Annotated in this window: 16 protein-coding genes; 9 read left to right on the top strand and 7 right to left on the bottom strand. The window is 68.0% G+C overall.

Annotated features, from left to right (window positions below; translation table 11 throughout):
• The first annotated feature begins 217 nt into the window (after positions 1-217).
• Entirely contained in the window at positions 218-433 is a 216-nt protein-coding gene (locus tag PLE19_18280; GenBank protein ID HPD16899.1) for a hypothetical protein, read from the top strand.
• Between the two features lie 60 nt (positions 434-493).
• On the opposite strand, the gene PLE19_18285 is transcribed toward PLE19_18280, so the two are convergent.
• Both PLE19_18285 and PLE19_18290 read right to left on the bottom strand, forming a co-directional pair.
• Positions 494-1,219, bottom strand: a complete 726-nt coding sequence (locus PLE19_18285) for a glycosyltransferase family 2 protein (protein HPD16900.1) — start codon at positions 1,217-1,219, stop codon at positions 494-496.
• 11 nt (positions 1,220-1,230) lie between these two features.
• Entirely contained in the window at positions 1,231-1,512 is a 282-nt protein-coding gene (locus PLE19_18290; protein HPD16901.1) for a lipid-A-disaccharide synthase N-terminal domain-containing protein, read from the bottom strand.
• Between the two features lie 899 nt (positions 1,513-2,411).
• Between PLE19_18290 and PLE19_18295 the strand changes: the two genes are divergently transcribed.
• Both PLE19_18295 and PLE19_18300 read left to right on the top strand, forming a co-directional pair.
• Positions 2,412-4,838 (top strand): hypothetical protein, encoded by a 2,427-nt coding sequence (locus tag PLE19_18295; protein HPD16902.1) that lies wholly within the window; start codon positions 2,412-2,414, stop codon positions 4,836-4,838.
• Between the two features lie 141 nt (positions 4,839-4,979).
• Complete coding sequence (locus PLE19_18300) at positions 4,980-6,380, top strand: amidophosphoribosyltransferase (GenBank protein HPD16903.1); 1,401 nt, start codon at positions 4,980-4,982, stop codon at positions 6,378-6,380.
• Between the two features lie 12 nt (positions 6,381-6,392).
• Here PLE19_18300 and PLE19_18305 read toward each other — a convergent pair whose 3' ends face one another.
• Positions 6,393-6,665, bottom strand: coding sequence for a PGPGW domain-containing protein (locus tag PLE19_18305; GenBank protein HPD16904.1), 273 nt, complete (start codon positions 6,663-6,665; stop codon positions 6,393-6,395).
• Positions 6,666-7,132: 467 nt separating this feature from the next.
• Here PLE19_18305 and PLE19_18310 point away from each other — a divergent pair, with 467 nt between their 5' ends.
• A complete protein-coding gene (locus tag PLE19_18310; protein HPD16905.1) occupies positions 7,133-9,679 on the top strand; it encodes a fused MFS/spermidine synthase in 2,547 nt (848 codons plus the stop codon).
• Between the two features lie 132 nt (positions 9,680-9,811).
• On the opposite strand, the gene PLE19_18315 is transcribed toward PLE19_18310, so the two are convergent.
• The 3 genes from PLE19_18315 to PLE19_18325 form a co-directional block, all read right to left on the bottom strand.
• Entirely contained in the window at positions 9,812-10,660 is an 849-nt protein-coding gene (locus tag PLE19_18315; GenBank protein HPD16906.1) for a class II fructose-bisphosphate aldolase, read from the bottom strand.
• A 28-nt stretch (positions 10,661-10,688) separates the two neighbouring features.
• Entirely contained in the window at positions 10,689-11,837 is a 1,149-nt protein-coding gene (locus PLE19_18320; GenBank protein HPD16907.1) for a Gfo/Idh/MocA family oxidoreductase, read from the bottom strand.
• A gap of 162 nt (positions 11,838-11,999) precedes the next feature.
• Positions 12,000-13,994, bottom strand: a complete 1,995-nt coding sequence (locus PLE19_18325; GenBank protein ID HPD16908.1) for a hypothetical protein — start codon at positions 13,992-13,994, stop codon at positions 12,000-12,002.
• A gap of 230 nt (positions 13,995-14,224) precedes the next feature.
• Here PLE19_18325 and PLE19_18330 point away from each other — a divergent pair, with 230 nt between their 5' ends.
• The 3 genes from PLE19_18330 to PLE19_18340 are packed head-to-tail and all read left to right on the top strand — an operon-like array spanning position 14,225 to position 17,018.
• The gene (locus PLE19_18330) at positions 14,225-15,757 is read left to right on the top strand and encodes a DUF2961 domain-containing protein (protein ID HPD16909.1); all 1,533 of its coding nucleotides are present in this window, start codon (positions 14,225-14,227) and stop codon (positions 15,755-15,757) included.
• Between the two features lie 35 nt (positions 15,758-15,792).
• On the top strand, positions 15,793-16,617 hold the full coding sequence (locus PLE19_18335; GenBank protein HPD16910.1) for an amidohydrolase family protein: 825 nt from the start codon (positions 15,793-15,795) through the stop codon (positions 16,615-16,617).
• A gap of 5 nt (positions 16,618-16,622) precedes the next feature.
• A complete protein-coding gene (locus PLE19_18340; protein HPD16911.1) occupies positions 16,623-17,018 on the top strand; it encodes a hypothetical protein in 396 nt (131 codons plus the stop codon).
• A gap of 12 nt (positions 17,019-17,030) precedes the next feature.
• Here the strand turns inward: PLE19_18340 and PLE19_18345 are convergent, their stop codons facing one another.
• The gene (locus tag PLE19_18345; GenBank protein ID HPD16912.1) at positions 17,031-17,810 is read right to left on the bottom strand and encodes an isochorismatase family protein; all 780 of its coding nucleotides are present in this window, start codon (positions 17,808-17,810) and stop codon (positions 17,031-17,033) included.
• Positions 17,811-18,065: 255 nt separating this feature from the next.
• On the opposite strand from PLE19_18345, the gene PLE19_18350 reads away from it, so the two are divergent.
• Complete coding sequence (locus tag PLE19_18350) at positions 18,066-19,217, top strand: alginate lyase family protein (protein HPD16913.1); 1,152 nt, start codon at positions 18,066-18,068, stop codon at positions 19,215-19,217.
• On the top strand, positions 19,217-20,131 hold a 915-nt coding region (locus PLE19_18355; GenBank protein HPD16914.1), incomplete at its 3' end, for a heparinase II/III family protein. The genes PLE19_18350 and PLE19_18355, both read left to right, overlap by 1 nt.

Here is a 20,131-nt window from a genome sequence, read left to right on the forward strand (position 1 = left end):
AGGGGTGGAGAAGAGGGATTCCTCGACAAGCTCGGAAGAACGCGCGCTGCGGACGCCTGCCTACTATACAGGTCATGCCGAGCGAAGTCGAGGCATCTCTCCCTAATCTGGGCTGTTACGCTCTCCCGGGCGCCCCCACGCGTTCGGGAGGGAGGCTGCTACCATCAGCGGAACCAGTGCCTGCCAAGCCAATCGAAGACGATGCCGATGCCAAGGAATGCTTCCGATCACCGGACAGGAACAGGTACTTGCCCGCCTCCATCGCGTCGCCGAGTTGGAGGAGCACCTGCCCGTAGCGCTCGAAGAGGTGCTGGTCGTAGCCGTGGAGAGCGATATTCCCCTGGAGGATCTCCCTTGCGCGCCAGAGCTTGCCTGCGGCGATGGCTGCATCGGCTCGCTCGTAGAGATCCGGGTTGCGCCGCCGCATGGCTGACCGCTCCCTCTTCGCTCCCGGCCAAGAACGGCTCCCATCGCAGAACGCGGATTCGAGATCTCAGTCGCTCTGCGACTTGATCTTGTATCCCACGTGCCGCGATTGCATCCAGCGCACGGCGAAGATGTCGCGCAGGCCGGCCCACAGGCGGTTCCAGACGCCGTACTTGGCCCTGCCGCGGGTGCGCGGGTGGTGGCGGACGGGGATTTCCTTGATGCGGGCCCCCTCGAGCCGCAGGAGCGTGGGCAGGAAGCGGTGCATGCCGCGGAACATCTTCACCCGCACAAGCTGCTCGCGCCGCATCACGCGAATTGAGCAGCCCACGTCCTTGATCTTCTCGTGGGTGAGCCAGTTGCGCGCGCCGTTGCCAATCTTCGACGAAATCCTGCGCACCCACGAATCCTGCCGCTTCTGGCGGATGCCGCACACGCAGTCGCACTCGCCGCTCTCGGCCATCTCCAGCATCTTCGGCAGATCGCCGGGGTCGTTCTGGAGGTCGCCGTCAATCATCGCCATGAAGTCGGCGCGGGCCGCCTTGAAGCCGGCATCCAGGGCCGCGCTCTGGCTGCAATTCCGCTCGAACGAGATCCAGCGCACCACGGGGTCCTGCCTCGCCACCTCCTGGATGCGGGCCAGCGAGGCATCGGTCGAGCCGTCGTCCACCAGGATCAGCTCGCACTGCGGATACAGCTCGCCCAGGCCGGCGCGGCAGGCCTCCACGAGGGGGACCACGTTGTCCTCTTCATCCTTGATCGGCACGACGATGGAGAGACGCGGCTTGCTCATTGCGTGGTCTCCTAACCGCCCATGGCGGCCTGGCGCTTGCGATGGATCAGCATCAGGTTCCGCACGTAGACGATGGAGTTGAAGCCATAGGCCAGGATGAACACGGGGTCGAGCCGCCACAGCGCATAGCTGAGCACGAGCAGCGACCCGCCGATGCTGAAGTACCAGAACGACGTGGGCACGACGCTTTCGCCGCGCTTCTCGGAGGCGAGCCACTGCACGATGAACCGCGCCGTGAAGAGGGCCTGCCCGACGAGGCCCACGGCGATCCACGTCACGAGCACCCAATTCACCACGCGGCCCGCCTCGCCGAAGTCGAACGACGAGAGGGCGGCCCAGAACCGCGACAGGGTCTGGCCCTTGATCACCTGGACGGCGGCGGTGGCCTGATCGCGGGCCGTCTCCAGGTCATCGCGGTCGTAGGCCTCGAGGGCGGCAGCCATCGCGGCGCGAAGGCGCTCGCGGGCCGCGGCCCGCGCCGCGGCGTCGGCGCACAGGCCCCGGCTCGCCAAGCCGGTCAGCAACAGCAGAACTGCGACGCACAGCGTGCGCCGGGGGGTCTTCATCAGGGGGCCTCCGGGCTTCTCAGGGTCGCACCATTCATGCCTCGCGCAATTATACGGGCGGCGCGGAGGCCGGGTCAAGGCGAAGCTGCGAGGGTGCGAGACAGGAAAGCAGGCGACCGCACGGCACCCGCGGCCCCGCCATACCAGCTCACCTCTGCCGCTCCCGAGAGCTGAGCAAGTATGGCGCTTTGGCGATCCGGACGGCTTTACGGCCTTCCTGCCCATACTTGCTCATTTTCCTCCCCCTCTCGGTTGAGCAAGTATGGCGCTTTGGCGATCCGGACGGCTCTACGGCCTTTCCGCCCATACTTGCTCACTTTTCTCCCCCCTGGGGTGAGCAAGTATGGCGCCTGGCCGATCCACGGCCCTTCGTGGCCGTGCCTGCCCATCGGCCCCCCACTCGCTCTCACGGCGTGATATAGGCAGAGAGCAGGCAGGGCTCACATGCCTCTGTGGCCAGGGCGACCAGGGCGCGGACCCCAGGATGTAGGCAATTCCTGTAGACAGTTTCCGTTGCAGATTCCTGTAGCGGCAAGCGTCCCGCTTGTCGAACGGATGAAGAGAGCCTCAGTTGCAATCCAGCCCCTCGTCCGGCATGATCGCCCAGAAGTCCGGAGGCCAGGACCATGCGGGCGCTTGCCATTCCCACCGTGATCGCCCTCAGCGCAGTCGCCGCGCTCGCGCCCGGCGGTGCGCTGGACGTCGGGGCACAGACGCGCGCGCAGGTGGAGGCCGACTGGCTGGCCCAGGCAGCGCGCGCGGAGCGCCCCGCGGCGCCCGCCGCACTCACGCCCGCGCAGATCCGCGCCGAGACCGAGCGGGCGAGAGCCCTCGCCAACCGCGTGCTCGCAATAGCTCGCGACGGCACAGGCGCCCCGCCTGCGGGCCGCAGGCAAGATGCCTGTGCCACCATCAAGAAGGCGTTGGGCGAGCTGGCGAACCTCGAGCAACAACTCGCCGCCGTGGAGTCGAAAGGAGACGACGTTCTCCAGCCTGCGGCGCGGGAGTTGTACCTCAGCGTCCGCCGCGTCAAGCGCGCCATCGCCTTCGCCAACCCGCTCCTCGACTTCGACAAGCTGCTCTTCATCACGCGGCACGACGCGGCGGGCGTGTTTCACATGTGCGATCAGTTCTACGGCTGCAACGCGCGCCCGGGCGGCGGCCTCTTCGTGCTGCACGACCCGTTCGGCAAGAGCCCGAGGCTGCTGAACCTGCTCGAGAATGCCCGGGTCGAGAAGGGGCGTCTGGCTGGCGGCACGCTCGCCGGCGGCGCCTTCCTGTCGCCCGACCTCTCGTTCGACGGCCGCACCCTCCTCTTCGCCCACTCCCAGGCCACGGCCTTCGCCAAATCGCGCGGCAAGGAGACCTACCTCTGGGGGCCCGAGATCAGCTACCACCTCTTCCGCTGCAACGCCGACGGTACCGGGCTGGTCCAGCTCACGGATGGCCACCCCGACGACTTCGACCCCTGCTGGCTGCCCAACGGCCGCATCGCCTTCGTCACCACCCGCCGCGGCGGCTACCTGCGGTGCGGCCGCCATTGCCCCGTCTACACACTCTTCGGCATGGAGCCCGACGGCTCGGACGTCCAGCCCCTCTCCTACCACGAAACCCACGAGTGGCACCCCAGCGTCACCAACGACGGGATGCTCGTCTACACCCGCTGGGACTATGTGGACCGCGACACGAACATCGCCCATCATATCTGGCTGTCGTATCCCGACGGCCGCGACCCCCGCTCCTTCCACGGCAACTACCCCGTCCGCCGCGAGGGGCGTCCTTGGATGGAGATGAACATCCGCGCGGTGCCCAACTCGGCCAAGTTCGTCGCCGTCGCCGCCGCCCACCACGGCCACGCCTACGGCTCGCTCGTGCTCATTGACCCACGCCGGCCCGACGACGGGGCAATGAGCCAGCTCGAGCGTCTCACGCCCGACTGCCCCTTCCCCGAGGCCGAGGGCCGCCCCATCGCCAGGTTCATGCAATACGGCACCCCCTGGCCCTTGAGCGAGGACGACTACCTGGCCGTCTACGACGCCGACGCGAGGAACCGCGGCATCTACTGGCTCGACCGCTTCGGCAACCGCGAACTGCTCTACCGCGACCCCGCTATCTCATGCTCCGACCCCATTCCGCTGCGCCCCCGGCCCACCCCGCCCGTGATTCCCGACGCCACGGCGGGAGGAGTCGAAACGCGAAAGTCGAAGGGCGGGAATCCCCAGGCCACAATTGCGGTGCTGAACGTCTACGACAGCGACTTCGCCTGGCCCCCCGGCGCCAGGGTGGCCGCCCTGCGCATCATCCAGTTGCTCCCCAAGTCCACCCCGCCGCCCAACGTGCCGCGGGTGGGCTGCGCCGACCAGACCAATGCCCGCGCCGTGCTCGGCACCGTGCCCGTCGAGCCCGACGGCAGCGCCTTCTTCGATGCCCCCGTGGGCAAGCCCATCTACTTCCAGGCCCTCGACGAACGGGGGCTGGCCATCCAGTCCATGCGGTCCGCCACCTACGTGCACCCCGGAGAGCGTCTCACCTGCCAGGGCTGCCACGAACGCAAGCACAGGACCAACCCTGTGGGCGGGACGTCCCCGTCCCGCGTCCCGCTGGCCCTCCGCCGCGCGCCCTCCCCCATCGCACCCGACATCGAGGGATCGAATCCCTTCAGCTACCCGCGCCTGGTGCAGCCCGCGCTCGACCGCAACTGCGTGCCCTGCCACACCGAGAAGAAGGCCCTCGACCTCACGGGCGCCCTCGACGGGCCGTTCACCCGTTCCTACAAGAACCTGGCCGCGAAGTACGGCTTCTACTTCGACGTCAGCAACGGCTCGATCCATCGCGGCGCGCGCGGCGGCAGCCGCACGACCCCTGGCCAGTTCGGCGCCAAGGCGGCGCCCCTGATGAAGTACCTCACCGAGGCTCACCACGGCGTCGCGCTCAGCCCCGAGGACTTCCACCGCATCGCCCTGTGGCTCGACTGCAACAGCGAGTTCCTGGGCGCCTACGAGAACGCTCCCGCCCAGGCGCGAGGCGAGCTTGTGCGCGCGACGCTGGAGTAACCCTCCCCCTCCCCTGCTGGGCCCGAGCCGACGACCCGCACTGGCGACCCAGGTTGCATGGCAGAGCTTGCCGGGGTAGAATCGCCACACATCGGCAGGCATTGCCTGTCCCACACAGAACCCGCACCGGAGCACGGCACGATGAGCGGACTCTTCGGCGTGGTGGCGAAGGAGGACTGCTGGGACTACCTGTTCTACGGCACCGACTACCAGTCGCACCTGGGCACCGAGTTCGGCGGCCTGGCCGTGGCGAACGGCGCCAGCATCACGCGGCGAATCCACACGATCAGCCAGGCGCAGTTCAAGAGCCGCTTCTACGACGAACGCCAGAGCCTGCCCGGGCGCCTCGGCATCGGCGTCATCAGCGCCAACGACCCGCAGCCGATGATGCTCCTCTCGCGCTTCGGCGAGTTCGCGGTGTGCATAGATGGGAACATCGTGAACCGCGACGCCCTGGTGAAGGAACTCCACGCGATCGGCGTGTCGTTCGGCGACCCTGTCCGCGGCAAGGTGAACTCCGCCGAACTGGTCGCCCGCCTCATCAGCCTGGGCGACGACATCGTGGACGGCATCCAGAAGATGTACGCGAGGATCGAGGGCGCCGTCTCGGTGCTGGTCCTGACCCCCGATGGCGTGTACGCGGCGCGCGACAAGCTGGGCCACAGCCCCCTCGTGGTCGGCTCCGACGGCAATGCGTGGGCCGTCGCCACCGAGTCCACCGCCTTCCCCAACCTGGGCCTCGAGGTGAAGAAGTTCCTGCTGCCCGGCGAGATCGTGCGCATCACCGCCGACGGCATGGAGCAGCGCGAGCAGGGGTGCGAGAGCGACCAGATCTGCTCGTTCCTGTGGATCTACACGGGCTTCCCGGCCTCGCACTACGAGGGGATCAGTGTCGAGCGCGTGCGCGAGAACAGCGGCATGTCGCTGGCCAGAGGCGACGACGTGGAGGCCGACTTCGTGTCGGGCGTGCCCGATTCGGGCATCGCGCACGCCATCGGCTATGCGATGGGCAGGAACATCCCCTATCGCCGCCCGCTCGTGAAGTACACGCCCGGCTACGGCCGCAGCTACACGCCCCCCTCCCAGGAGATCCGCGACCTGGTGGCCAAGATGAAGCTCGTGCCGATCGCCGACGTCATCCGCGGCCACCGCATCGTGATCTGCGACGACTCGATCGTCCGCGGCACGCAGTTCAAGAACTTCACCGTCAAGAAGCTCTGGGAGAGCGGGGCGCGAGCGGTCCACGTCCGCATCGCCTGTCCGCCGCTCATGTTCCCCTGCCGCTACAACATCTCCACGCGCAGCATAGACGAGTTGGCCGCCCGCAAGGCCATCCACGCCATCGAAGGCCGGGCCATCGAGGACGTGTCCGAATACCTCGACCCCGCCTCCGACAAGCATCGCCAGATGGTGGACTGGATTGCGAAGGACCTCACCGTCACGTCGCTCAAGTACCAGACGCTCGACGACATGGTGGCCTGCATCGGCCTGCCGAAGGAGAAGCTCTGCACCTATTGCTGGAACGGCTGCGGCAAGGGCTGAGCGGGCCGCCGCTCACTTCACACGCCGCTGGGTTTGGCGGGCCTCGCGGGCAGCCAGACGCTTCGCGCGCCGCTCGGCCAGCTTGGCGCGCTCGAGGCGCACGCGCTCGCCGGCCCACTGGCGCAGGCGCGCGGCGGCGGGGATGTCGTGGCTCAACACCCACAGACCCAGCGCGATGAGCAACAACCCCTGGATGATGGGCAGGAAGCACCCGATGATGCCCAGCAGGACCAGCAGCACGCCCCCCGCGATCCTCAGCGCCCGGCACGCCAGCTTCTTCACCATGGTAGCCGCCTCAACGGCGTCAAGCCAGTCCCCACCCTCATCCTACCATAGCGACGGGCGCGGCGACAAGAAGGGCGCCGCCGTGCCCCCCCTCGATGGCGGGGCATCGGGGGTGTTCCGGCGTGCGCGACCCGCGCCACTTGGGTGTGGGCCGGAATTGTAGGCAGGCTGGTTTTCTCTGGAGCCTGAAGGGCTCGCATGGGATAGCCCAGGGCAACGCCCTGGGTTCAGTGGGATTCACGGGTCCAGCCCTGAAGGGGCGAGATAGAAGCTCTCTATTCCGCCCTTTCAGGGCTGCCACGGGGCGGTCTTGTTCCCAGGGCGTTGCCCTGGGCTATCCCATTTCGCTCCTTCGGAGCTCCCGCAGCCACCTACAACTCCGGCCCACACCCGCGCCACTTGACGCGGGCCGGGCGGCGGACTAGACTCTTACGCCATTCCGATCCGCCCTTCCCAGGAGTTTCTCCGTGCTGCGGTATGCCCTGACGATCTTCCTCAGCGCGTTCCTGCTCTTCCAGGTGCAGCCCCTCATCAGCAAAGTGATCCTGCCGTGGTTCGGCGGAACGCCCGCCGTGTGGACCACGGCGATGCTGTTCTTCCAGGTGCTGCTGCTGGGCGGCTACGCGTACGCACACATCGTGGCGACGAAGGTCCCCATCCGACGCCAGGTAACCGTGCACCTGGTCGTGCTGGCCATCGCCGCCCTGCTGCTGCCAATCCTGCCGGGCGAGCGCTGGAAGCCGACGAACGACGGGGCGCCCACCTGGCAGATCCTGCTGCTGCTGAGCGCCTGCGTGGGCATGCCCTACTTCGTCCTGGCCTCGACCAGCCCGCTGATGCAGGCCTGGTTCAGCCGCACGCACCCGGGGCGCTCGCCGTACCGCCTCTACGCCCTCTCAAACGTGGGCTCGCTGCTGGCGCTCCTGACGTTCCCCTTCGTCTTCGAGCCGCGGTTCACGCTCCACAGCATGGGGATGGCCTGGTCGGTGGCCTTTGGCGTCGCGGCGCTGCTGGCCGCCTATTGCGCGATGCAGATGCGCCGCGTGGAGCCCGCGGCCGACGAGGCCCGCCCCGCGTCCGATGCGGCAGACGACGACAGGCCGACCCTCCTCCGCCGCCTGCTGTGGCTCGTCCTGCCCGCCTGCGGCTCAACCATGTTCCTGGCCGTGACCAATCAGATGTGCCTCGACGTGGCTGTGGTGCCCTTCTTCTGGGTGCTGCCGCTGAGCCTCTACCTGCTCACCTTCGTCATCTGCTTCGACAACGAGCGATGGTACTTCCGCCCCGTCTTCTGGGTCCTGATGGCCGGCGGCGTGTGGACGATCCTGTGGCTGATGCACAAGGGCGTGGACGCCGACATGACGATCCGCCAGATGCTGGCCTTCGTGGGGCTGGGCGCCTGGGCCGAGGGCCTCGGCGACCCGGCCGTGGTGTGGACCCAGATCCTCGGCTACTCGATGGGCCTTTTCGCCTGTTGCATGGTGTGCCACGGCGAACTGGTGCGGCTGAAGCCCAGCCCGCGGCACCTGACGGGCTTCTACCTCCTCGTGTCGGCGGGCGGGGCGCTGGGCGGCGTCTTCGTGTCGCTGCTCGCGCCCAGGGTGTTCGACACGTACCTCGAGCTCCACATTGGCCTATGGGCCACGTGCGCGCTGGCGATGGCCGCCTTCTGGATGGACAAGAAGCCGCATCGCCGCTGGCCGGTGCCGTGGGCCGCCGCGCTGGGGGTGGCGGTCTACTTCCTCCTCGCCGCCGCCGTGCTGGTCTTCGCCCCCTTCGAGTGGCTCACGCTCGGCGGCAACAAGCCGCTGGCCGCGCCCGAGCTTCTCAGCCTCTGGGCGCTCGCGGGCACGCTCCTCACGGGAGCCTGCGTGTTCGTGGGGCGAGGCGGTCCCGCGCGCTGGGGGTGGCTGGGAGCGGCCGCATGGTTCCTCGTTCTGGCGGCCGCGCTGCATCTCGCACCCATCAGCAGCTCGCCAGCGCGCCCCGAGAGCCAGGGGGCCTGGCTGCGCGCGCCGCATGTCCTGGGCCTCTGGCTCGTGGGCGGCGCCCTTGTGCTGGCCGTCTGGCAACGGGCGTGGCTATGGACCCTGTGCCTGCCGGCTTTCGTGGCAGCGCTGGCCGTTCTGGGTCTCGACCTGGGGGGACTGGCTTCCGATGCGATGGGCAGCGCCATCTCGATGTCGCGTAACTTCTACGGCGTCCTCAAAGTGGGCAAGTACCACGAGGGCGACCCCAATCGTGAGCAGCTCATCCTGAGCCACGGGCGCATCAACCACGGCGCGCAGCTCACCTCGGAGGAGGGCCGCCGCCGGCCCATCACCTACTTCGGCGAGAACAGCGGCATCGGCCTCGCTCTCCTCCACGGCGCCTGCGACCCCGAGAAGGGCATGCGCGTGGGAGTGCTCGGTCTCGGCACCGGCACCATCGCCGCCTATGGCAGGAAGGGCGACTTCTATCGCTTCTACGAGATCAACCCGCGCGTCATCGAGCTCTCGGGCCGTAAGGGCGTGGACTGCGCGGACCCGACCTTCACCTACCTCACCGACAGCGAGGCCGATTGCGCGTGCGTGCTGGGCGACGGCCGCCTCTCGCTCGAACGCCAGCCCAGCCAGCAGTTCGACCTCCTGGCGATGGACGCCTTCTCGAGCGACGCCGTGCCCGTGCACCTGCTCACCCGCGAGGCGTTCGACATCTACCGCCGCCACATCAAGAAGGACGGCATCATCGCCGTGAACGTCACCAACCGCTTCGTGGACCTCGAGCCGGTGGTGCGGGCGCAGGCCGAACGGCTGGGGATGCCGTGCGTGCTCATCCGAGGCTCGAGCGACTATTACCGCGACATCTATTACTGCACCTGGATGCTCGTGACCTCGAACAGGAGCTTCCTGCTTCATCCCGACGTGCTGGAGCACACCACTCGGGACGACGCGGCCAACGGCGAAGGCGCCGAGAAGCGCCCGGCCATTCTGTGGACCGACGACTACAGCAACCTCTTCCGCATCCTGAAGTAGGCGGGCGGGCCACAGGGACTCACCCGGACAGACACGGACGGCCCGGGGCAAGGGCGCTGCCCGTCCGAATGGTCCGTGTCCGTCCGTGTCTGTCCGTGTGATCGTGGGGCCGAGCTGTCCCGCCTCCGAGGCTCACGCCTTGCCCGCGGCGCCGGTGAGGGAGATCCACTTCTCCACAATGGCGGCGAAGGCGGCCATGCCCTCGACGAGGGCCGAGGGCACCCAGAGCCGCTCGCCGGCGTTCCAGCGCCGGTGCATCGTCTCGCGCAGGGCGCGGTTCAGTTCGCTGGCCACATTGACCTTGGCCACGCCGAGCGCGATGGCGCGCGCCAGTTGGTCGGGCGGGGTGCCGCTGCCGCCGTGGAGCACGAGCGGCACGCCCGCCGCGTCGCGCAGCTTCGCCAGCCGCTCGAAGTCGAACTTCGGCGGCCGCGTGTAGTTGCCATGCAGGTTGCCGAACGACACGGCCAGGCAATCCACCCCCGTCGCCTCGACGTAGGCCTTCGCCTCGGCCGGGTCCGTGAGGGCCGTGTGGCCTGTGCCTTCGCCCGTCACCTCGTCCACACGCCCCACGGCGCCGATCTCGCCCTCGACGGTGACGCCGCGCGGCCGCGCCAGCTCGACGACGCGGCGGAGGGCCGCCGCATTCTCGTCGAAGGGCCTGGTCGAGTAGTCGAGCATCACCGAGGTGAAGCCGGCCGCGAGGCAACCCTCGACGGCCTCCATCGAGTTGCCGTGGTCAAGGTGCAGGGCGGCGGGCACGTCGAAGCGGGCGGCCAGAGCGCGAGCCGTGTCGGCCAGCGCGGCGTACGATAGCAGCCCCTCGCCCGGCCCGGTCATCAGGATCACCGGCGCACGGCACTGCTCGGCCGCACGCAGCACGGCGCTCGCGGTCTCGGCATTCCACACGCAGAACGAGGGCACAGCGTAGCCGCGCGCCCGCGCGTCCGACAGCAGATCGGCCATTGGCACGAACTTCACGGGTGTCCTTTCGGGGTGGTTCCGTTACTCACGGGGCTTCGCCCCAGTCGGGGATATCGAGCAATTCGCCGTCGCGGAGTGCCGACTTGTGCGCCAGAATGCCCGGGGCGAAGTAACGCACCGCCTCCCAGGCGTGGATCGCGGGCCGGCGGCCGTGGGCGATGGCGTCCACGAACTCGTGGACGAGATAGGCGTGGGAGCCGCGATGGCCGCCATAGACCGCCGCATCGGAATCCACGCCGCGTCGCCAGGCGGCGAAGACGTCGGGCGGCAGCGGGTCGCGCATCTGCTCGACGGAGAGCGGCGTGGCGCCCTGCTTCGTCATCCAGTGGCCGCCGCCCACGTGGCCCTCGACGAAGCACCCGTCGGTGCCCCAGAGCTGGAAGCCCTCGCGGCCCGGATGGCCGATGCGGCGGTGCTCGCAGATGCGCACGGCAGCGCCGTTGGCGCACTGGAACAGGGCCATCTCGTTGCTGATCACGTTGCCGCCCTCGGTGTCGGGGCGGAACCAGTCGTCGTTGGGGTGCACGTAGCCGAAGGCGGCCACCTTGGTCATGCGCGTGCGCATCACCGAGAGCGGCCCGCCGATCGAGTGGCTGGGATAGTGCATGGGCACCCCGCCGCTCTTGCACATGTCCCAGTCCTTGCCCCAACGGTTGCGCGCCACCTCGCGCAGGCTGCACCCGGGCGAGTCAATGTCGTGCAGGTACTCGCCCTCGCCATAGACGAAGCGGCCGAAGGCCCCCTCGGCGGCGCGGCGGCGGCAGTACATCGCTTCGGGATGATAGTAGGATGTCTCGCCGAGCATGTAGTGCAGCCCCGTGCGGCGCGCGGCGGCGACCAGCCGGTCGCACCAGTCCAGCATGGCGTCGCCGTCTTCGAGCGAGATGACGGGCACGGCCGAGTAGACGTGCTTGCCCGCCTCGAGGGCCTGGATGGCCTGGGGGGCGTGGAGCCAGTGCTGGGTGAAGAGGGCGATGGCCTGGAGGTCGCTGTGCAGGATGGCGTCGAGGCTGCGATAGGTTTCGGCCACCTGGTGGCGTTCGGCCGCGGCGCGCAGCCGCTCGGGGTTCACGTCGCACAGGGCGAAGCGCTCGACGAGCGGGTGGTTGCGGAACAGCCGCACGAAGCCCGAACCGAACGAGCCGACGCCCACGAGACCAATGCTGATGCCCATGATTTCTCCTCAAGGCAGTTCTAAGCCCGACCAAGGGGGATGACTGGATGGGTGGATGAATGCATGGATGGATGCCAGAGGACCATCCAATCATCCATTCCTCCATTCATCCCTCCCGCGTTGCTGCGCCGGCTTCGACGCAGCCGCGAGCCACAGTTCTCTTCACTGGGCAAGTTCGACGATCAGACTCCGCATCGTCGGCTTCGAGGCGCAGAAGATCGTGTAGGTTTCGGCCGGCTTCTGCGCGACGTGCACGTGGCGCTTCTCGGCAGCGCCCTCTTCCCAGGTGTAAGTGACCTTCACGGGCCGGAAGCCGCCGTGCGGTTCGCGGTAGTCGGCGTCAATGCGCGTTTGGTAGATCATCGCCACCGTGCGCTGGGTGCCTGTGAACCGGACGAGAGCCGACCTCGTGCCCGCGGGAACCTTGTCGAGGACGAAGTACTTGCCATGGTTACGGGTCGGCCCCTCGCAATGGCCGATGGGCTGCCACGTCTTGCCGCCATCGAATGACGCCGCGATGTCCCAGGCGTCCTTGGGGTCGCGGGCGCGGTAGTAGATGCCCACACGCAGCCGGGTCATCTCGCCTGGGGTCTCGATGGGGAACGTGACCTCGCCCGTCGCGGCGGAGAGGACGAGCAGGTCGTCCTTGATGTTCTTGCGCTCGGGATGGAAGTCGGTGTAGAGGACCTGTTTGCCTTTGTTCTTCGGGTCGGTGGAGCCTTCGACCGTGATGGTGCCTTCGGACGGTTCGGCGGAGAAGGTGATGGTGTTCTCGCCGCGGTCGAGCGCGGGAAGGGGCCGCTGCGAGTGCTGGATGTCGTGGGTGATCTTCAGGGCGTCGAGCCCTGTGCTCGCGCCCTTCAGGGTGAACTTGAGGCGGTAGTCGTAGCGTCGGTAGACGTGGGGCTTGAGGTCGAGCTTCTGGTCGCCTGAGGCTGTGAACCTGCCGAGCTCGCGCCAGTCGAGGCCGTTGTTGTCGGAGAAGGCGAGGGCGATCTCGCCGCCCGTGCCGACGGCGGCCTTGAGCGTCAGTTCGCCGCCGAGGTAGACGTAGGATGATGGCATGCGCAGGACGAGCGTGGCCGGCTGCGCGGCGTCCTTCGCAAAGAGCGCCGGGCCGTCCTTTCGTTCGCCCCGAAAGTCCAGATTCTCGCACGCGAGGGCGGCGGCGGCGAGCGAGCCGTCGGCCAGGGGCGGCTCGTACTCGAGCGTGCCGTTGCCCACGCGGCCGTTGGCCAGGTCGCCGTAGCGCGGGGTGTAGATCATGAACCGCTCGCCCGGCTTCATCGTCAGGCAGCCGGGGGCGCCGCCCGCGCCGTCCATGTTGATGTGGAGGCCTTTGTGGCCCCAGTTGCGCGTGAGGCGCTCGCCGGGGCGAAGCTGCACGTTCACCTGGTAGCCCACCGAATAGCCGTTCTCGTAGGCGAAGAGGGTCGAACCGTCGTACTCCTGCATCGTGGCGTACCAGCCGTGGGTGCGCGCGGGAAGCCAGCCGTCGGCGGTGTAGAAGGGACAGGCGGCCAGGAGCGCAGGGCCGCGCTTCCAGCCGGTCCAGCCGTTTTCGGCGTGGAACTGGCGCAGCTTCGCGTCGTTGCCCTTGAAGCCGGGGTTCTTGTCGTACCATTCCTTGATGGCGGCGGCGATTTCTTCAACGCTCGCCAGGTCGCCGTCGGGCTTGGGGAAGTAGTTGATGAGCGAGGCATCGAGCAGGTGCCACTTGCCGTCCCACAGGACCTCGGGCACGACGTGGCCCTGGATCGTCCAGCCTCGAGCCTCGAGGCCCGCCGCGCGGGCGAGCGATTGCACGTGCGACGCCGCGTTGCCGCACATCGAGTAGCCGTAGACGTTGAACATCTTGATCGCGTCCAGCACCATGTCCTCCATCTGGAGGTACTCGACGGGCGGCGCGTCCTGGTGCTGGAAGCGCACGACCGATTCCCAGGCGGCCAGGGCCTTGTCGCGGTCGCTCAGAGTGTCGCGTAGGAACGACTTCCTCCAGGCGTCGAGGCTCGAGACGTCCTCCACTTTGTCCGAGAGCACCTTCACGTGGCTCACGATGCCGACGGCCTTCGGCGCGTCGCCGGCCGCCGCGGCCGCGCACGCCGCCGCGAACGAGTTCAGGGCCAGCATCCATACGAAGCGCCTGCGCAGCAACATGGTCTGCTCCTTTGTTCCGGGCCAATCGAGCGCACATTATAGAGCGTCCCGCGGCGGCTTTCCAATGGCGCCGTTCGGTCGGATGTGGTGGCCCGGCTTGCAGACGCCGCAGTGGCGGGCTATCATGCGAGGCGTTGTCGCACGCACCGGGATACCCTGGAGCCCTCCGCATGGACGCAAGACAGGCGATGCTGACGGTCCTGCTCGCCGCTATGTTAGGAGCACCAGCCATGGGAGCTTCGTCGCTCGACGACCTGCTGCGGTTGCGCGACGGGCGCAGCCGGCGGGTGTCGTCCACCGCCAAGCTGCCGGATGGACGCCCCGACCCGAACAGCAATGCCGATAACGTCACTGTGCCGCCGGGCCGGACACACGTCCTGGCCGACCTGAAAGGGCCGGGCATCGTGACGCACCTCTGGATGACCTTCCTCGGCCCCGAGCCACACCCCTGGGCACCCGACGGCGCGGCCAACCACCGCGAAATGGTGCTTCGCGTCTTCTGGGACGGCCGCAAGGAGCCCGCCGTCGAAGCGCCCGTAGGCGACTTCTTCGCCGCGCCGTTCGGCCAGCGGATGGCGGTGAACAGCCTGCCCGTGGCCATCGAGGGCGGCGCATCCTACAACTGCTTCTGGCCCATGCCCTTCGCAAAGTCGGCCCGCATCGAGGTCGAGAACGACGGCGACAAGGCCATCGCACTCCTCTACCACAATGTGGACTGGGTTCAGAAGGAGAGCCTGCCGCCGGACACCCCCTACTTCCACGCCCAGTACCGCCAGGACTATCCGCTGAAGGAGGGCGGCGGCGACTACCTCATCCTCGAGACCGAGGGCCGCGGCCACTACGTGGGCACCGTGCTCGGCGTGCGCTCGCGCAGCCCAGGCTGGTTCGGCGAGGGCGACGAGAAAATCGCCATTGACGACGACGCGGAGCCGACCGTGTGGGGCACGGGCACCGAGGACTACTTCCTGTGCGCCTGGGGGCTGCGGACGTGCAGCTTCCCCTATTTCGGCGTGCCCTACACCGACGGAGGCCACGTGCTGGGCGGCAGAACCTGCGCCTACCGCTGGCACATTGCCGACCCCATCGTGTTCCAGAAGAAAATCCGCGTCGCCATCGAGCGGATGGGCTGGATCTCGGTGGACGAGAACCCGAAGCGCGAGAGCACGAGCTGGAACGAGCGGCAGGACGACTACTCGAGCGTGGCCTTCTGGTATCAACTGGGCGAGCCCAGGCGGTTCGCCAAGGTGCCGCCCTGCGCCGAGCGACGCCTGCCCGAGATTGACATCGTGGTCCACGGCCGCAGCTTCACCGATGCGAAGTACCACGGGGCAGGCGGGGCGATTGTTCAGAAGGGCGGTTGGTGGACCGACTACGCGCAGCTCCTCTACCAGCCGCCGTCGGCGAAAGACGCCTGGGTCGAGATTCCCTTCGAGGCCAAGCGCCGCGAGCCGAGGCGACTCGTCCTCAAGCTCACCACCTCGTACGACTTCGGCATCTACGAGGCCTACCTCGACGGCGTGAGGATCGGGGAGCGGCTCGACCTCTACAGTTCCGACATCCAGGTGCGCGAGTTCCCGCTGCTCGATCTGTGGCTCGACGCCGGCCCGCACAAGCTGCGGCTGGTCTGCGTCGGCAAGCGCGACGTCTCGACCGGCTACTGGCTCGGCCTCGACTCGCTGCGCCTGCGCGAGCGCCGCCCGCGCGTCGAACGCTACGGTCACGACAAGGAGGCCGACTGGCGGAAGAACCTCGTGCTGTACTGAGGGAGGCGTCTTTTCAATAGGACTCATTCGGACTCATGGGACTCACCGATGCGCACACGCAGCCGATGACCGGGATCATCGACTTCCACACCCACGCCTTCCCCGACGGGCTGGCCGAACGGGCCATTGCCACGCTCGAGGCCCAGCCGGGCAACGCCAAGGCCGTGCTCAACGGCACGATCGGCGCGCTCCTGCGTTCGATGGACGAGGCGGGCATCGCCGCCTCCGTCGTCGCCTGCATCGCCACCAAGCCCGAGCAGTTCCCCTCGATCCTCAAGTGGTGCAAGGCCATTGCCTCCGACCGCATCGTCCCGTTCCCCTCGTTCCACCCCTTCGACCCCGAGGCCCTGGCCCGCATAGACGCCGTCCGCGAAGCGGGGCTGAAGGGCATCAAGCTCCACCCCTACTACCAGGGCTTCGAGATGGATGACCCGCGCCTGCTGCCGATCTACGAGCGGCTCCAGGACAGCGGCCTCCTCCACCTGAGCCACACGGGTTTCGACACCGCCTTCCCCCGCATCCGCAAGTGCGACGCCGTGCGTGTGCTGCGCCTGCTCGACCGCTTTCCGCGCCTCCGCCTTGTCACCTCGCACATGGGCGGCTGGATGGACTGGGCCGAGAGCCGCAAGCACCTCGTCGGCCGGCCCATCTACATGGAAATCTCGTACTCGATGGAGTTCATGGCCGACGCGGAGGCCCGCGAGATCCTCCTCAGCCATCCGAAGGAGTACCTCCTGTTCGGCACCGACTCACCCTGGTCGGGCCAGAAGGCCGCGGTCGAGCGCGTCCTGAGCCTCGGCCTCGGCCCCGAGCGCGAGGCCGCGCTGCTGTGGGAGAACGCTCGGCGGCTCTTGGAGTGAACTGCATGCCCAAACGGAGGAAGCCGCGCGTCAGTCGCCTGTGGCGTGGGGTCAAGGCGGCTCAGCCTGGCGACCCCATGAAGCGCATGATGCAGGAGCACGAAGACGTGCTCCAAAACATCGAGTTCGTCCTCGTCGCGGCCCACCGCGCTGACTACGGCGTGGACGATCATGTCGCGATCGAGGCCCTGCACGCCGCGATCAAGGGCCTGTCTCCCTCTGACCCGCGGGCGCAGCGGCTGGTCAAGCGCCTCGCGGAAATGCGCGCGGAGAGGGCCGACATCGGGGACAAGGTGTGGCGGGACGCCTTGAGCGTGGTGTTGCACTCGGCCAGACGCCACTCAGATGGGAGGCCCGGCTCGACGGGCTACCTGGACTTCGCCGCGGGGTTCATCCTCTGACCGCGCTCGCCCTCATCGCTTGATGGGCTCGGTCTGTGGATGCACTCTCAGCAGGTCATCGCTGAGCACCGTCGGGCACCAGTGCTTCTCGATGAACTCGACGACCAGCTCGGTGCCCTTGTCGTGCGGCACGTGGGGCGGGCGCTTGGGGTTGTACATCGTGTCGGTGAGATCACGCACGAGGACGCACGGCACGCCCCAGCGGGTCATCTGCTTGATGGCGAACGAACGGTGCAGCACGCACATGTTGGTGTGGACGCCGAAGATCAGGAGGGTCTTGATGCCGCGCTGCTGAAGGAGGCTGTAGACCTCGCCGCCCTTGTCGGTCACGGCGTCGGGCTCGGCGATCTCGATGGCGGGGTGCTCGCTCTTCCAGGCGCCGTAGACGCGGCAGGGCGGGTCCTCGGTGCAGCCCTGGTCACTGGCGTCAATGGGCAGCGGCGGGTCGGGCAGCTTCTTCGGCTCGGGCAGCTTCACGGGCGGCGCCGCCTGGGCGCGCTGGCGCTGCGGCGTGCCCTCGTAGAACTTCATCGTGTCGCTGGGCGCGTGGATGATCAGCACGCCCTTCGAGCGGAGGAACTTCACGACCTCGGCCATGCGCGGCAGCAGCTTGGCCAGGCGCTCGTTCGCCCCCTGGCACCAATGCTTGTCCCACACGTCGCACAGCAGCAGCGCCGTTTCGGCGGGGGCGAGGTCCTTGGGTGCGACGACCTCTTTCCATTGCCCGCTGCCGGCCGGCTCTTCGACGCGGGTGCGCAGGTTCAGCCGCAGCACCTCATGCTTGCTATCCATCTTCGCTTCTCCTGCCGTGACCATGCCAAGTGCTCCTGAAAGGCAGATCAACACCGCCAACCATCGGGCCATCTTGTGCTTCCTCACATGAGGTTGCGACGTTACCCTCCCGAACGCATTGGAACGTTCGGGAGGGCGCTTGCTCCCGTCCCTCCCGAAGGCTTCAATACCTTCGGGGGGCTAATCCTGCTTGTGCCCGTCCCCATGCCCGTTATAATATGGGGGCGCGCCCCGCAACGCAAGGAGGCGACGGCCATGAATCCGGTCGCAATCCTGGGCATCATGATAGTGGCGGCCTCCGCGGAGGATTGGAGGGTCCCGCCCATCGCGCTGCCGAAGACCCTCAAGCACCCCGTCATCGCGGCCACGCCCGAGGAGCTGAGCCGCCTGCGGGCCGCGCTCAAGGCCGCCGGGCCGGCTCACGACGCCGTGGCCGGCGTTGTGCGGCAGGCCGACGCCGCACTCGCCAACCCCATCGCCTTCCCGCCGCGCGGCGGACAGCACAACCAGTGGTACCAGTGCGACAAGTGTCAGCTCGCGCTGAAGACGCTCGACGACACCCACCACGAGTGCCCCCGCTGCAAGACGGTCTACTCGGGCGAGCCGTACGACGATGTGGTCTACGAGCACCAGCATTACGCCAACATCCGCAATGCCTCCAACGCCGCGTGGGCCTATGCCCTCACCGGCGAGAAGCGCTACGCCGACTTCGCCGCGAAGGTGCTCCTCGGCTACGCCGAGCGCTATCTCCAATACCCCTATCACTCGGCCAGCCGCAGCCCAAGCCCCTGGACCATCATCTCGGGCGGCCGCCTCTTCGAGCAGACCCTCAACGAGGCCGCCAGCCTGGCCTCCGACATCGCGCCCGCCTGTGACCTCATCTGGGATGCCCTGTCCGACGCCGACCGTGCGGCCATCCGCGACGGCCTTCTCATCCCCATGCTCAAGAACATGGACAAGCACAAGGCGGGCAAGGGCAACTGGCAGACCTGGCACAACGCCGGCATGATCGCCGGCGGCGCCGTCCTTGGCGATCTCGCCTGGGTCGAGAAGGCCATCGCCCAGCCCCACAACGGCTTCGTCGAGCAGATGAAGGTCTCCGTCTCCGACGAGGGGATGTGGTATGAGAACAGTTGGGGCTATCACTTCTACACCCTCCACGCCATGACCTCATCGCCGAGTACGCCCGCCGCCTGGGCATTGACCTGTGGAGCCACCCCACGCTTCGCAAGATGTACACCCTGCCCGTCCACTACACGATGCCCGACGGCTCACTGCCCCGCTGGGGCGACGACGTGCACGCCTCGGCCCGCGGCGCCGGCTGGCTCATGGAGTACGCGTACGCGGCCACCAAGGACCCTGATCTCCTGCCCCTCCTCGCGCAGTCCCCCACCTGGCAATCCGTGATGCTCGCCCGCGACCCGAGCACAAAGGCCGAGCCGCCTCTCCTCACCAGCAAGGTCTTCCCCAGTGCGGGGCACGCCATCCTGAGAACCAAGGGCGAAGCCGGCCTCGCCGCCGCCCTCACCTTCGGACCCTATGGCGGTTACCACGGCCACCTCGACAAGCTCTCCTTCGTCCTCTTCGGCCACAGGGAGGAACTGGGCGTGGACCCCGGCCGCGCCGCCTCCCAGGCCTATCGCCTGCCCATTCATCGCAACTGGTACAAGCCCACCCTCAGCCACAACGCCGTCCTCGTGGACAAGCAGCCGCAGCGGCCCGCCGAGGGCAAGCTCGAGCTCTTCACCGCCAACGACGAATACGCCGCCGTCGCGGCCAGTTGCGACACCGCCTATCCAGGCGTCACCCACAAGCGCCTCCTCGTTCTCACACCAACTTACCTGCTCATCCTCGACCAACTTGCCTCCGACAAGCCGCGCCGCTTCGACTGGGTGTACCATAACCGCGCCACGGCCATCGAGTGCGATGCCGCCAAGGAGCCAGGTAAAGCCCCCGACGGGTTCCTCGGCATGGAATACGTCCAGAACATCCGCGCCGGCGCCACCGACGGCTCCATCCGCGCTCAGTTCCCCGGCAAGACCGTCACCACCCATCTCACAATGGCCGCTGCTCCTGGCGCCGAGGTCCTCGTTGGGGATGGCCCGTGCGCCTCAGTTCTCGACCGCGTCCCCATGATCGCCGTCACGCAGCAGGGCGCTTCGGCCATGTTCGCCGCCGTCATCGAGCCCGTCCTCAGCGGCCGCAAGCCGGGCGTCACGACCGTCGAACTCGCCGGCACCGTCGTCACAGTCCGCAGGGGCGACTCAGTTGACCAAGCCACCTTATCCCCTGCCAACGGACTCACCGTCGCCGTCGGCGGC

Source organism: Planctomycetota bacterium (assembly GCA_035384565.1).
Lineage (GTDB): Bacteria > Planctomycetota > PUPC01 > DSUN01 > DSUN01 > DAOOIT01.

Bases quoted from the DNA above. Each gene is read 5' to 3' on its own strand.
- PLE19_18305 (HPD16904.1), bottom strand. From the start codon at position 6,665: ATGGTGAAGAAGCTGGCGTGCCGGGCGCTGAGGATCGCGGGGGGCGTG.
- PLE19_18285 (HPD16900.1), bottom strand. From the start codon at position 1,219: ATGAGCAAGCCGCGTCTCTCCATCGTCGTGCCGATCAAGGATGAAGAG.
- PLE19_18280 (HPD16899.1), top strand. From the start codon at position 218: ATGCTTCCGATCACCGGACAGGAACAGGTACTTGCCCGCCTCCATCGC.
- PLE19_18320 (HPD16907.1), bottom strand. From the start codon at position 11,837: ATGGGCATCAGCATTGGTCTCGTGGGCGTCGGCTCGTTCGGTTCGGGC.
- PLE19_18325 (HPD16908.1), bottom strand. From the start codon at position 13,994: ATGTTGCTGCGCAGGCGCTTCGTATGGATGCTGGCCCTGAACTCGTTC.
- PLE19_18350 (HPD16913.1), top strand. From the start codon at position 18,066: ATGAATCCGGTCGCAATCCTGGGCATCATGATAGTGGCGGCCTCCGCG.
- PLE19_18295 (HPD16902.1), top strand. From the start codon at position 2,412: ATGCGGGCGCTTGCCATTCCCACCGTGATCGCCCTCAGCGCAGTCGCC.
- PLE19_18300 (HPD16903.1), top strand. From the start codon at position 4,980: ATGAGCGGACTCTTCGGCGTGGTGGCGAAGGAGGACTGCTGGGACTAC.
- PLE19_18345 (HPD16912.1), bottom strand. From the start codon at position 17,810: ATGGATAGCAAGCATGAGGTGCTGCGGCTGAACCTGCGCACCCGCGTC.
- PLE19_18340 (HPD16911.1), top strand. From the start codon at position 16,623: ATGCCCAAACGGAGGAAGCCGCGCGTCAGTCGCCTGTGGCGTGGGGTC.
- PLE19_18335 (HPD16910.1), top strand. From the start codon at position 15,793: ATGGGACTCACCGATGCGCACACGCAGCCGATGACCGGGATCATCGAC.
- PLE19_18330 (HPD16909.1), top strand. From the start codon at position 14,225: ATGGGAGCTTCGTCGCTCGACGACCTGCTGCGGTTGCGCGACGGGCGC.